The following is a 13,695-nucleotide window of genomic DNA, read 5'->3' as shown; positions in this document are numbered from 1 at the left end:
CCCACAGGGAGAGGGAGAAAACAAATAAAAACAGGATATCGCCATGCTCGACAAACACACCCATACCCTGATCGCCCACCGTCTGCATCAGGCGGAACAATCCCGGGAGCAGATCCGCGCGATCTCGCTGGAGTACCCGGAGATCACCATTGAAGACGCCTATGCCGTCCAGCGCGAATGGGTGAGCCTGAAAATCGCCGAAGGCCGCGTGCTGAAAGGCCACAAGATCGGCCTTACCTCCAAAGCGATGCAGGCCAGCTCGCAGATCAGCGAGCCGGACTACGGTGCGCTGCTGGACGATATGTTCTTCCACGACGGCAGCGACATCCCCGTGGATCGCTTTATCGTCCCGCGCATCGAAGTGGAGCTGGCCTTCGTGCTGGCAAAACCGCTGCGCGGCCCGAACTGCACGATCTTCGACGTCTACAACGCCACGGATTACGTCATCCCCGCCCTGGAGCTGATCGACGCCCGCTGCCATAACGTTGACCCGGAAACCCAGCGCCCGCGCAAGGTGTTCGACACCATCTCCGATAACGCCGCCAACGCGGGCGTGATCCTCGGCGGCCGCCCGATTAAACCCGACGAGCTGGATCTGCGCTGGATCTCCGCCCTGCTTTACCGCAACGGCGTGATCGAAGAGACCGGGGTCGCCGCAGGCGTGCTTAACCACCCGGCGAACGGCATGGCGTGGCTGGCGAACAAACTCGCGCCATACGACGTGCAGCTTGAGCCAGGGCAAATCATCCTCGGCGGCTCGTTTACCCGCCCGGTTGCCGCCAGCAGAGGCGACACCTTCCACGTCGACTACGGCAACATGGGCTCGATTAGCTGCCGCTTTGTGTAAGGAGATGACCATGCAAAACGCATTCAAAGCGGCGCTGAAGGCGGGCCGTCCGCAAATCGGGTTATGGCTGGGGCTGACCAGCAGCTACAGCGCTGAGCTACTGGCCGGGGCCGGTTTTGACTGGCTGCTGATCGACGGAGAGCACGCGCCGAACAGCGTGCAAACCATCCTGACTCAGCTACAGGCCATCGCCCCTTATCCCAGCCAGCCGGTGGTGCGCCCGTCGTGGAACGATCCGGTGCAGATCAAGCAGCTGCTGGACGTGGGGGCGCAAACCCTGCTGGTGCCGATGGTGCAAAACGCCGACGAAGCCCGTCTGGCTGTCAGCGCCACCCGCTACCCGCCTGCCGGTATTCGCGGCGTCGGCAGCGCGCTGGCGCGGGCGTCGCGCTGGAACCGCATCCCGGAGTATCTGCATCAGGCTAACGACGCCATGTGCGTGCTGGTGCAAATCGAAACTCGCGAGGCGCTGAAAAACCTGCCGCAGATCCTGGACGTGGAAGGGGTGGACGGCGTGTTTATCGGCCCTGCGGATCTGAGCGCCGACATGGGCTTCGCCGGTAATCCGCAGCACCCGGAGGTGCAGGCCGCCATAGAGCAGGCGATCGCGCAGATCCTCAGCGCGGGCAAAGCGCCCGGCATCCTGATGGCGAACGAGCAACTGGCAAAACGTTATCTTGAACTCGGCGCGCTGTTTGTCGCGGTCGGCGTGGATACCACCCTGCTCGCCCGCAGCGCCGAAGCGCTGGCGGCCCGCTTTACCGACGTCACCACAGCAGTTGATAACAATAAATCCGTCTACTAAACGTACGATGTGGAGCGCAACATGACGACCTCAACCCTGCATAATAAAGCTGTTGAACATCGCGTTATTAATAAGCTGTTCCGTCGTTTGATCGTGTTTCTTTTTATCCTGTTTGTCTTCTCGTTTCTCGATCGCATCAACATCGGCTTTGCCGGGCTGACGATGGGCAAAGATCTGGGCCTCACGTCGACCATGTTTGGCCTGGCCGCGACGCTTTTTTACGTGACCTACGTGCTGTGCGGGATCCCCAGCAACATCATGCTGGCGAAGATCGGCGCCCGCCGCTGGATCGCCGGGATCATGGTGGTGTGGGGCATCGCCTCTACCTGCACCATGTTCGCCACCAGCCCCGAAACGCTCTACGTCCTGCGCATGCTGGTGGGTATTGCCGAAGCCGGTTTCCTGCCGGGCATTCTGGTCTATCTCACCTGGTGGTTCCCGGCCTATCACCGCGCCCGCGCCAACGCGCTGTTTATGATCGCCATGCCGGTGACCATGATGCTCGGTTCGATCCTCTCCGGGTACATTCTGGCGATGGACGGACTGTGGAACCTTAAGGGCTGGCAGTGGCTGTTCCTGCTGGAGGGGCTGCCGTCGGTGGTGCTCGGCGTGGTGACCTGGTTCTACCTTAACGACACCCCGGATCAGGCCACCTGGCTGGATGATGAGGAAAAGCAGGCGCTCAAAACGATGATCGCCCGCGAGCAGGAGCTGGCCATTGCGCATGCCGCCACGCCGCGATCGACGCTGCGCGAGGTGCTGACGCCCGCCGTGCTGCTCTACACGCTGGCCTACTTCTGCCTGACGAATACGCTGAGCGCGATCAACATCTGGACGCCGCAGATCCTGCAAAGCTTCAACACCGGCAGCAGCAATATCGTGATTGGCCTGCTGGCGGCGATCCCGCAGTTTTGCACCATCCTCGGGATGATCTGGTGGAGCCGCCGCTCCGACAGGCTGAAAGAGCGAAAAAAGCACACTATCCTGCCGTATCTGTTTGCAGCGGCGGGATGGATGCTGGCCTCGGCGACCGATCACAGTTTGATCCAGCTGCTTGGCATCATCATGGCCTCAACCGGATCGTTTACCGCCATGGCGATATTCTGGACCACGCCGGATCAGGTTATTAGCCTGCAATCCCGCGCGGTAGCGCTGGCGGTGATCAACGCCATCGGCAACGTCGGGTCTGCCGTCAGCCCATTGCTGATAGGTATTTTGCGCGACGCGACCGGCAGCTTCAGCTCGGGACTGTGGTTCGTGGCAGGTCTGCTGGTGGTGGGCGCGCTGGTGCTGACGCGCATTCCGATGACGCGCCGGGAAAGCCTTGAGCGTGAGCCGGACATCGCGGCGCAAAAGATCCACTGAGGAGCCGCTATGTGTCAGAGCCCCATCACCAACATCGATATCAGCAAGGAGTACGACGAAAGTCTGGGCACCGACGATGTGCACTACCAGTCGTTCGCCCGCATGGCGGCCTTTTTTGGCCGCGACATGCAGGCGCACCGCCACGACCAGTATTTTCAGATGCATTTTCTCGACACCGGGCAGATTGAGCTCCAGCTCGACGACCACCGTTACTCGGTGCAGGCGCCGCTGTTTGTGCTGACGCCGCCGTCGGTGCCGCATGCGTTTATCACCGAATCCGACAGCGACGGCCACGTGCTGACGGTGCGCGAGGATCTCATCTGGCCGCTGTTAGAAGTGCTCTACCCCGGTACGCGGGAAGCGTTCGGCCTGCCGGGGATCTGCCTGTCGCTTGCCGACAGGCCTGACGAGCTGGCGGCGCTGAAGCACTACTGGCAGCTGATTGCCCGGGAATCCACGGAACAGCTGCCCGGTCGCGAGCATACGCTGGTCCTGCTGGCGCAGGCCGTTTTTACCCTGCTGCTGCGCAACGCGAAGCTCGACGACCACGCGTCAGGCGGCATGCGCGGTGAGCTGAAGCTGTTTCAGCGCTTTAACCAGCTGACAGATGCTCATTACCACGAGCACTGGACGGTGCCGGAATACGCCAGCGAACTGCATCTCACCGAATCCCGCCTGACCGATATCTGTCGCCGCTTCGCCAACCGCTCGCCGAAACGGCTGATCTTCGACCGCCAGCTGCGGGAAGCCAGACGCCTGCTGCTGTTTTCCGACAGCACAGTGAGCGAAATTGCCTGGCAGCTGGGTTTTAAAGATCCGGCCTATTTCGCCCGTTTTTTTAACCGACTGACGGGGTGCTCACCCAGCGCGTACCGGGCGCAGAAAGTACCGGTGTCGCCTGTTCCCCTCACCCCTGCCCTCTCCCAGATGGAGAGAGAGTAACCGTCCCCTCTCCCTCTGGGAGAGGGTTAGGGTGAGGGAAATCACACTCTGTGATCTCTCGCGAAAAGTACCTGCCGTTGTCCCAATCGTCCCTTCACGTTCCGCCCCTCTCACGCTTCAATTAAACAACAAAAACAAAACATAAATTTAACAACCATCTTCCGATACGAGGTCCCTATGAAGCCTGAAGATTTCCGCGCTGATGCCAAACGTCCGTTAACCGGTGAAGAGTATTTAAAAAGCCTGCAAGATGGCCGTGAGATTTATATCTACGGCGAGCGCGTTAAGGACGTCACTACCCACCCGGCATTTCGCAATGCGGCGGCGTCCATCGCCCAGATGTACGATGCCCTGCACAAGCCAGACATGCAGGATACCCTCTGCTGGGGCACGGACACCGGCAGCGGCGGCTACACCCATAAATTCTTCCGCGTGGCAAAAAGCGCCGACGATCTGCGCCAGCAGCGTGACGCCATCGCCGAGTGGTCGCGCCTGAGCTACGGCTGGATGGGGCGTACGCCGGACTACAAAGCCGCGTTCGGCTGCGCGCTGGGGGCGAACCCTGCCTTCTACGGTCAGTTCGAGCAGAACGCCCGCAACTGGTACACACGTATTCAGGAAACCGGCCTGTACTTTAACCACGCCATCGTCAACCCGCCGATCGACCGCCATAAACCGGCAGACGAGGTGAAAGACGTTTACATCAAGCTGGAGAAAGAGACCGACGCCGGGATCATCGTCAGCGGCGCGAAAGTGGTGGCCACCAACTCCGCCCTGACCCATTACAACATGATCGGCTTCGGCTCTGCGCAGGTGATGGGCGAAAACCCGGACTTCGCGCTGATGTTCGTCGCGCCGATGGATGCCGAAGGGGTGAAGCTGATCTCCCGCGCCTCTTACGAGATGGTGGCAGGGGCGACCGGTTCCCCGTACGACTACCCGCTCTCCAGCCGTTTTGACGAGAACGACGCCATTCTGGTGATGGATCATGTGCTGATCCCGTGGGAAAACGTGCTGATCTACCGCGATTTCGACCGCTGCCGTCGCTGGACGATGGAAGGTGGCTTCGCCCGCATGTACCCGCTTCAGGCCTGCGTGCGTCTGGCTGTGAAGCTCGACTTCATCACCGCTCTGCTGAAGAAGTCGCTGGAGTGTACCGGCACCCTCGAGTTCCGCGGCGTGCAGGCGGATCTCGGCGAAGTGGTGGCGTGGCGCAACATGTTCTGGGCGCTGAGCGACTCCATGTGCTCCGAAGCCACGCCGTGGGTAAACGGCGCGTATCTGCCTGACCACGCGGCGTTACAGACCTACCGCGTGATGGCGCCAATGGCCTATGCGAAGATCAAGAACATCATCGAACGTAACGTGACCTCCGGGCTGATCTACCTGCCGTCCAGCGCGCGGGACCTGAACAACCCGCAGATCGACCAGTATCTGGCGAAGTACGTGCGCGGCTCCAACGGGATGGATCATGTCGAACGCATCAAGATTCTGAAACTGATGTGGGATGCCATCGGCAGCGAGTTTGGCGGACGTCACGAGCTGTACGAAATCAACTACTCCGGTAGCCAGGATGAGATCCGCCTGCAATGCCTGCGTCAGGCGCAAAGCTCCGGCAACATGGACAAGATGATGGCGATGGTTGACCGCTGCATGTCCGAGTACGACCAGCACGGCTGGACCGTACCGCACCTGCACAACAACACTGATATCAACATGCTGGATAAGCTGCTGAAATAACGCAGCGGGAGGTTTCAATGCAATCTGAAGAACGCCTGCGTTTTCGCGACGCGATGGCCAGCCTGTCGGCGGCGGTGAATGTGGTCACCACCGAGGGCGATGCCGGTCGCTGCGGCATTACCGCCACCGCCGTCTGTTCGGTCACGGACACCCCGCCTTCGGTCATGGTCTGCATCAACGCCAACAGCGCCATGAACCCGGTCTTCCAGGGCAACGGCAAACTGTGTGTCAACGTGCTGAACCACGAGCAGGAGATCATGGCCCGCCACTTTGCCGGGATGACCGGCATGGCAATGGAGGAGCGCTTTGCTCTCTCCTGCTGGCAGAAAGGACCGCTGGCGCAGCCGGTGCTGAAAGGCGCTCTGGCAAGCCTGGAAGGCGAGATAACCCAGGTGCAAACCATCGGTACCCATCTGGTCTACCTTGTGGAGATTAAGAACATCATCCTCAGCAGCGAGGGGCACGGCCTGATCTACTTCAAACGCCGTTTCCACCCGGTGATGATGGAGATGGAAGCCGCGGTTTGATCCCGTTGCACAAAAAAACGCTAAGGTTTCCGCAAAGGTGCGCCGTTAACTATCCATAAGATAAATTTTCCGGGGCGGCTGGCGACGTCGTCAGGCGCCCCCTTAACGCTGGAAAGTCTTATGGCCCCTTCACCCCGAAGCCGCTCGGCTGAACGTCTGGTTGACATCATTATTGCCCTGCACCGCAACGGAAGCGTTAATCGCCGCGATCTGATGCAAAAATTTGGCATTACCGAACGCACGGTGTACCGCGATTTGCAGGCGCTTTCCCCGATTATTGAACACGACGGCAAAGGGCGCTATCAACTGCTGCCTGCGTATCAGACCTGCCGCTGCGTGCACTGCCCTGAAGCGAACAACGAAACCCCGCAGGGGTAGATTATTCTCAGTGATCTCAATCACATATTTTCTTCCACCGTGGGTGAGCCTTAACCACTCACCCTCGCTTTTGACCGCTCACACATCGCTTTCAACCACTCACCTATTTACCGTGCTTTATACGCGCGAGGATCTGGCACGATCGCTCCAGCATTAATCAATACCTCCTCACAACGAACCCTGACCCTTTTTTCTTTACATAAAAAACCAGGTCTTACTATGGATACTAAAAAACTACTTAAGCACGTGCCCTGGGCCATCCTCGGGATCATCGGTGCTTTCTGTCTGGCGGTTGTCGCATTACGCCGGGGCGAGCACGTCAGCGCCCTGTGGATCGTGGTCGCGTCAGTTTCCGTCTATCTTGTGGCTTATCGCTACTACAGCTTATACATCGCGCAGAAGGTCATGAAGCTCGACCCGACGCGCGCCACCCCGGCGGTCATTAACAATGACGGCCTGAACTACGTGCCAACCAACCGTTACGTGCTGTTTGGTCACCACTTTGCCGCCATTGCAGGCGCGGGTCCGCTGGTCGGTCCGGTGCTGGCTGCGCAGATGGGCTACCTGCCGGGTACGCTCTGGCTGCTGGCGGGCGTGGTGCTGGCGGGAGCGGTGCAGGACTTTATGGTGCTGTTTATCTCCTCGCGCCGTAACGGTTCGTCGCTGGGTGAGATGATCAAAGAAGAGATGGGCCGCGTGCCGGGCACCATCGCCCTCTTTGGCTGCTTCCTGATCATGATCATCATCCTCGCGGTGCTGGCGCTGATCGTGGTGAAAGCGCTGGCCGAAAGTCCGTGGGGCGTCTTCACCGTCTGCTCTACCGTACCGATTGCGCTGTTCATGGGCATCTACATGCGCTTCCTGCGCCCTGGCCGCGTTGGCGAGGTGTCGGTCATCGGTATCGTGCTGCTGGTCGCCTCCATCTACTTCGGCGGCGTGATTGCGCACGACCCGTACTGGGGCCCGGCGCTGACCTTTAAAGACACCACCATCACCTTCGCGCTGATCGGTTACGCGTTCATCTCAGCGCTGTTGCCGGTGTGGCTGATTCTGGCTCCGCGCGACTACCTGGCGACCTTCCTGAAAATCGGCGTGATCGTCGGGCTGGCAATCGGGATTGTGATCATCAATCCTGAGCTGAAAATGCCAGCGGTGACACAGTACATTGACGGTACCGGTCCGCTGTGGAAAGGCGCTCTGTTCCCGTTCCTGTTTATCACCATCGCCTGCGGTGCCGTGTCTGGCTTCCACGCGCTGATCGCCTCGGGCACCACGCCGAAGCTGATGGCCAACGAAACCGACGCGCGCTTCATCGGTTACGGCGCGATGCTGATGGAGTCCTTCGTGGCGATCATGGCGCTGGTTGCAGCGTCGATTATCGAGCCAGGTCTGTACTTTGCGATGAACACCCCACCAGCGGGTCTCGGCATCACCATGCCTAACCTGCATGAGATGGGCGGCGAAAATACCGCGCTGATCATGGCGCAGCTGAAAGACGCCAGCGCACACGCGGCGGCGACCGTCAGCTCCTGGGGCTTTGTAATTTCGCCTGAGCAGATCATGCAGACCGCGAAAGACATCGGCGAACCGTCCGTGCTGAACCGCGCAGGTGGTGCACCGACGCTGGCGGTAGGTATCGCACACGTGTTCCACAAAGTGCTGCCGTGGGCGGACATGGGCTTCTGGTACCACTTCGGTATTCTGTTCGAAGCGCTGTTCATCCTCACCGCGCTGGATGCCGGTACGCGTGCAGGCCGCTTCATGTTGCAGGATCTGCTGGGTAACTTCGTGCCATTCCTGAAGAAAACCGACTCTCTGGTGGCCGGTGTTCTGGGTACCGCGGGCTGCGTAGGCCTGTGGGGTTATCTGCTGTATCAGGGCGTTGTTGACCCGCTGGGCGGCGTTAAGAGCCTGTGGCCGCTGTTCGGCATCTCTAACCAGATGCTGGCGGCTGTGGCCCTGGTGCTGGGTACCGTTGTCCTGGTGAAGATGAAACGCACCAAATACATCTGGGTCACCGTGGTGCCTGCGCTGTGGCTGCTGCTCTGCACTACCTGGGCGCTGGGTCTGAAACTGTTCAGCACCAACCCGCAGCTGGAAGGCTTCTTCTTCATGGCTAACCAGTACAAAGAGAAGATTGCCGCAGGCGGCGCGGATCTGACCGCGCAGCAGATTGCCAACATGAACCATATTGTGGTGAACAACTACACCAACGCGGGTCTGAGCATTCTGTTCCTGGTGGTGGTGTACAGCATTATCTTCTACGGCATCAAAACCTGGATGAAAGTGCGTAACGTTGAGGGCCGTACGGATAAAGAAACCCCGTACGTGCCGGTGCCGGAAGGCGGCGTGAAGACCTCCTCACACCATTAATTAAGCATGTTACTGTAGGCCCGGATCGCTGCGCGCCTCCGGGCTTCTTCTATCTGGAACCCTCAATGTTTGGTAACTTAGGCGAAGCAAAAAAATACCTCGGTCAGGCGGCGAAAATGCTGATTGGCATTCCGGACTATGACAACTACGTTGAGCATATGAAGACCAACCATCCGGATAAGCCGTACATGACTTACACTGAATTCTTCCGCGAGCGTCAGGAAGCGCGCTACGGCGGAAGTGGAGAAGGCGGCGTCCGCTGCTGCTAAAGGAGAAACCATGACCCCGATTGCCGTTACCCTGCTGACCGGTTTTCTCGGCGCCGGTAAAACCACCCTGCTGCGCCACATTCTGAACGAGCAGCACGGCTTCAAAATCGCCGTCATCGAAAACGAATTTGGCGAAGTCTCCGTTGACGATCAGCTGATTGGCGACCGCGCCACCCAGATCAAAACCCTGACCAACGGCTGCATCTGCTGCACCCGCTCTAACGAATTAGAAGACGCCCTGCTGGACCTGCTCGACAGCCGCGATCGCGGTGACATCGTCTTCGACCGTCTGGTGATCGAGTGCACCGGCATGGCCGACCCCGGCCCGATTATTCAGACCTTTTTCTCCCACGAGATCATCTGCCAGCGCTACCTGCTGGACGGTGTCATCGCTCTGGTGGATGCGGTACACGCCGACGAGCAGATGAACCAGTTCACCATCGCCCAGTCTCAGGTGGGCTACGCCGACCGCATCCTGCTGACCAAAACCGACGTGGCAGGTGAAAGCGAAAAACTGCGCGAGCGCCTGACGCGCATCAACTCGCGTGCGCCCATTTATACGGTGACGCACGGCGATATCGATCTCGCTCAGCTGTTCAACACCAACGGCTTTATGCTGGAAGAGAACGTTACCGCGAAACCGCGCTTTCACTTTATGTCCGACAAGCAAAACGACGTGGCGTCGATTGTGGTGGAGCTGGACTACCCGGTAGACATCAGCGAGGTCTCCCGCGTGATGGAAAACCTGCTGCTGTCGTTTGCCGACAAGCTGCTGCGCTATAAAGGGATGCTGTGGATCGACGGCGAGCCGAACCGCCTGCTGTTCCAGGGGGTGCAGCGCCTGTACAGCGCCGACTGGGATCGCCCGTGGGGCGATGAAACGCCGCACAGCGTGATGGTGTTTATTGGCATCCAGCTGCCGGAAGAAGAAATTCGGGCAGCGTTTGCGGGGCTGAAAAAGTAAATCGTCGCTCCCTTTTAAACAGTAAAAGGGGCTTATTTCATTAAGGCAAAATGCGGGTTTCGCCCTTTCTGTTTGCAATATTGTCTGTTAATGTTCTTATCATGAATGAAATCATGCTTTGATTAATATTGTTTACAATATTAATTAATTGGATTTATATAATTTTCATGAATTGGTAGGCGTAATATGGCAATCATTATTCCCACGGTTAGCAGCTGTAGCGAGAAAATTACGGCAGGAGAAAAAAGACTGGCAAGGCTTCTGGAGGGTGGGCTCAGCGAACAATGTACCTGCTGGTATGATACCCGAATGGGAGACAAAGACGATCATCCTGATTTTGTGATTCTGGCCCCCGATAAAGGGCTGCTGTTTATAGAAGTGAAAGACTGGTATATCACAAAAATAAAATCGGCTAATAAAACCCATATTAATTATGAAACCAAAAACGGCATAGAGCCGTTGAAGAACCCACTCGAACAAGTTCGACAATATACCTTTCATATCATCAATAGCCTGAAAAAAGATCCCCTGCTTCGCCAGAAACAGGGAGATCATGAGGGCGGTTTTATTATGCCGTATGGATACGGCGTTTATTTGAGCAACATCACTCGGGCACAGCTGGAAAAGAGTTTTACACCTGAGGAGTTGAATGAAATATTGCCCGCCAGCCAGGTGATATGCAAAGACGAACTCAACGAGTTTATGACTCGAGAACAAATCTCTGGCCGGCTCGAATCCCTTCTCAAACATCACTTTGTTCATAACACAACACCACAGCAGCTCGACCGCATCCGGTGGCATCTTTATCCCGATGTCCGCATTAACCCATCCGTTACGCGGGTTGGCCTGGATAATTTTACTTTCCACACCCCTGATGTGGTATGCATGATGGACAGGAACCAGGAACAACTCGCCAGAAGTATGGGGGCGGGACACAGGGTAATTCATGGCGTGGCAGGTTCGGGCAAAACGCTCATTTTGCACCACCGATGTATTGAGCTTGCCAACAACATTGAAAACACCAAACCGATACTGGTGATTTGCTACAACATTACGCTGGCTAAAAAACTCAAAGCGCAGCTCGAACAGCATAGCCTCAGACTTCCCGTCGAAGTTATCCATTTCCACGCCTGGTGTTATCAGCAATTAAACGCGCATCGACGTCTTCCCCCCAGGAGCAAAAACTTTATTGAGCTGATGGAAAATGCGCTGACGGTGGCATTTGAAGAGGGAGCAATCAAACCGGAGCAGTACAGCGCCGTTTTGATAGATGAAGGACACGATTTTAAACCGGAATGGCTAAGAATCCTCGCCAAAATGCCGGACAATAAAGATAGCTCCCTGCTGTTCCTGTACGATGACGCTCAGTCAATTTATCAGAAAAAGAAAGCTCTCGATTTTACCCTGTCCAGCGTCGATATAAAGGCTCAGGGCCGTACAACTATTTTGGATACCAATTATCGCAACACCCGGCAAATACTCCATTTTGCCAGCAGCGTAGCATTTAATTATCTCAATAATCACATAGAAGCTTCTCTCAAATACCAGCAGCCTGCCGCAGGTGGCCTGTCCGGGAAGTATCCCGCGCTGGCCAGCTTTGATAATCAGGACGAGGAGATTACACGCGTCCTCGATTGGGTCACAGAGCAGCGACAGGAAGGTGTTGCGTGGTCAGAAATCGCCATACTGTGCCCCTCAACCTACAGCATTTCAGGCATGCTCGCGCCAAGGCTTGAAGCCCGCAAGATCCCATACCAGATGATTGTCTCCAGCGATGATAAAAAGCACTGGTCCCCGCAGAATGATTACCTCTGCGTCATGCCGCTGCCCAGCAGCAAGGGGCTTGAGTTTAATTCGGTCGCCATTATGGATGCGGCAAAGGAAAGAGACAGTGAAGATCTGAGTGACGATATCAAGCGCCTTTACGTCGGCATTACCCGCGCACGACAGAATCTTCTGGTGACAATGCACGGAACCGGAAGCCTGCGAGATCATCTGGTCGAGACCTGGGAAAAGAGCGTTAAGTCGATCTAACTATTCCGCGTTGAAAAGTATCTGCACCGAACAATCCCCTCTCCCCCGCGGGGAGAGGGTTAGGGTGAGGGGGAAACTTATTTCAACGCCTCCGGCAGCGTCACAATCCACAGCTCGCTGTCGGACTCCGGCTTCTTCAGCGGCTTCACGCTGAGCGTGGTTTCCACCGGTTTATCATCCAGCGTCAGCTTGCCTTCCGCGTTCACCCGATAATCCTTGAGCTTCTTGCCCTCTACCGGGTTTTGCATCGCTACCTTCACGCCAAAATCGTTATCGTTCGCTACCGCCAGCGTTTTGCTGTCAATCAGCGCCAGCCCTTCGGCCTTTTCCTGCTGCCAGCCCAGCGCACGCAGATCGACCACCTGCGTTTTTTCAGCAAGTGTAATGCCGCGCTGCGCCAGCGTTTTCTCATCGTCAAACTCCGGGTATTCGCCCGGCTTGTCGAAGGCGGCCAGATCGCTCGCCTTGCTCAGATCCACCCTGTAGATGAGGTTACGCATTGCGTCATTTTTATCCTCACCCTGTTCAATCAGCAGGATGGTGTGGTTATCCAGCGCCACTATGTCGCCGATTTTGGCGTCGCTGTTTTTGCTGTAGGCCGTGCTGTCGACAGGGTAGCCGTACATCGCGGTTTTCCCGGTCGCCGGATCGAAGCTCACCAGACGGGTAAACAGCGCCTGTTTTTTGCTCTTCCCGTCGATATCCAGTGTGCTTTGCACGGCGGCAATAATCCGTCCGTCCGGCATGCGGGTCAGGCCTTCAAAGCCCCGGTTTGCCTGACGCCATTTGATAACGTTTGGCAGACCGCCCGCGATGGATTTCTCCCCTTGCGTCGCCTGCGGACCGTGGATCGCGAGGATTTTCCCTTTACTGTCGACGTTAATCAGGAACGGGCCATACTCATCGCACAGCCAGTAGCCGCCCTTCCCGTCCGGCGTGATGCCTTCCGTATCCAGCCCGCGGTTATCGCCTTTCAGTACTTTTAAGGTGTCGCTGAACGCCACTTCATTGGTGGAACCAATCACACCGCTTTGCAGTGGCAGGCCGTTGATCTCGCCTTTATCGTCATGCAGCGGTCGCGCGTCCACGGCCTCCGCTTTACCGTTTTGCACGCGGATCGTCATCAGCAGCGGGGCGAAATCCGGGGTAACAAAGATTTTGGCATCGTTTTTCCCCATTTTTGGCGAATCCGCGTTAGGACCGCGATCGGTCACGGTCGCAAACGTCAGCGCATCGCCCTGCTTGCCCGTAAACAGCAGGCCAGAACCCATCCCCACCGGGAGCCCGTTCGGGAACGCATCGGCAAACGCGCCGCTGTATTTCACATGGGAGCCGTCAGGGAAGCTGACGACATAGCGCTCAGCGGTAGGCTGCGCAGCCAGGCCAGAGAAAGAGAGCGCACAACCGATAAGCACAGGAATAATTTTTCTTTTCATATTGTTAGCATCCAG

The 13,695-nt window shown here is 57.3% G+C and carries 12 protein-coding genes; 11 read left to right on the top strand and 1 reads right to left on the bottom strand.

Translation table 11 applies throughout. The features are described from left to right. Positions 1-43 precede the first annotated feature (43 nt). The 11 genes from hpaH (at position 44) to O1724_RS03275 (ending at position 12,244) form a co-directional block, all read left to right on the top strand. Positions 44-847: a 2-oxo-hept-4-ene-1,7-dioate hydratase gene (hpaH, locus tag O1724_RS03325; protein ID WP_126297220.1), complete on the top strand. Its 804-nt coding sequence runs from the start codon at positions 44-46 to the stop codon at positions 845-847. A gap of 10 nt (positions 848-857) precedes the next feature. Then, positions 858-1,652: a 4-hydroxy-2-oxoheptanedioate aldolase gene (hpaI, locus tag O1724_RS03320; protein WP_022650349.1), complete on the top strand. Its 795-nt coding sequence runs from the start codon at positions 858-860 to the stop codon at positions 1,650-1,652. A 21-nt stretch (positions 1,653-1,673) separates the two neighbouring features. Continuing rightward, positions 1,674-3,017 (top strand): 4-hydroxyphenylacetate permease, encoded by a 1,344-nt coding sequence (hpaX, locus tag O1724_RS03315; protein ID WP_047654639.1) that lies wholly within the window; start codon positions 1,674-1,676, stop codon positions 3,015-3,017. 9 nt (positions 3,018-3,026) lie between these two features. Then, positions 3,027-3,959 carry a 4-hydroxyphenylacetate catabolism regulatory protein HpaA gene (gene hpaA, locus O1724_RS03310; protein ID WP_058662571.1) on the top strand — a complete coding sequence of 311 codons (933 nt, stop codon included), beginning with the start codon at positions 3,027-3,029 and terminating at the stop codon, positions 3,957-3,959. A 177-nt stretch (positions 3,960-4,136) separates the two neighbouring features. Beyond that, complete coding sequence (hpaB, locus tag O1724_RS03305; RefSeq protein WP_010427196.1) at positions 4,137-5,699, top strand: 4-hydroxyphenylacetate 3-monooxygenase, oxygenase component; 1,563 nt, start codon at positions 4,137-4,139, stop codon at positions 5,697-5,699. Positions 5,700-5,716: 17 nt separating this feature from the next. Beyond that, a complete protein-coding gene (locus O1724_RS03300) occupies positions 5,717-6,226 on the top strand; it encodes a 4-hydroxyphenylacetate 3-monooxygenase reductase subunit (protein ID WP_003856606.1) in 510 nt (169 codons plus the stop codon). Positions 6,227-6,346: 120 nt separating this feature from the next. Further along, positions 6,347-6,604: an HTH domain-containing protein gene (locus O1724_RS03295; RefSeq protein WP_126297221.1), complete on the top strand. Its 258-nt coding sequence runs from the start codon at positions 6,347-6,349 to the stop codon at positions 6,602-6,604. A gap of 219 nt (positions 6,605-6,823) precedes the next feature. Continuing rightward, positions 6,824-8,977, top strand: a complete 2,154-nt coding sequence (locus O1724_RS03290; protein ID WP_023324111.1) for a carbon starvation CstA family protein — start codon at positions 6,824-6,826, stop codon at positions 8,975-8,977. A 65-nt stretch (positions 8,978-9,042) separates the two neighbouring features. Then, complete coding sequence (locus O1724_RS03285) at positions 9,043-9,246, top strand: YbdD/YjiX family protein (RefSeq protein ID WP_003856610.1); 204 nt, start codon at positions 9,043-9,045, stop codon at positions 9,244-9,246. Between the two features lie 10 nt (positions 9,247-9,256). Further along, on the top strand, positions 9,257-10,210 hold the full coding sequence (gene yjiA / locus O1724_RS03280; RefSeq protein WP_003856612.1) for a GTPase: 954 nt from the start codon (positions 9,257-9,259) through the stop codon (positions 10,208-10,210). Positions 10,211-10,396: 186 nt separating this feature from the next. Further along, positions 10,397-12,244 (top strand): 3'-5' exonuclease, encoded by a 1,848-nt coding sequence (locus tag O1724_RS03275; RefSeq protein ID WP_045340721.1) that lies wholly within the window; start codon positions 10,397-10,399, stop codon positions 12,242-12,244. Between the two features lie 77 nt (positions 12,245-12,321). Here O1724_RS03275 and O1724_RS03270 read toward each other — a convergent pair whose 3' ends face one another. Then, positions 12,322-13,680: an esterase-like activity of phytase family protein gene (locus O1724_RS03270; protein WP_126297222.1), complete on the bottom strand. Its 1,359-nt coding sequence runs from the start codon at positions 13,678-13,680 to the stop codon at positions 12,322-12,324. Positions 13,681-13,695 lie beyond the last annotated feature (15 nt).

Source organism: Enterobacter cloacae complex sp. HYC074_NIDB (assembly GCF_056673345.1).
This window is presented reverse-complemented; position numbering and strand designations above follow the sequence as displayed.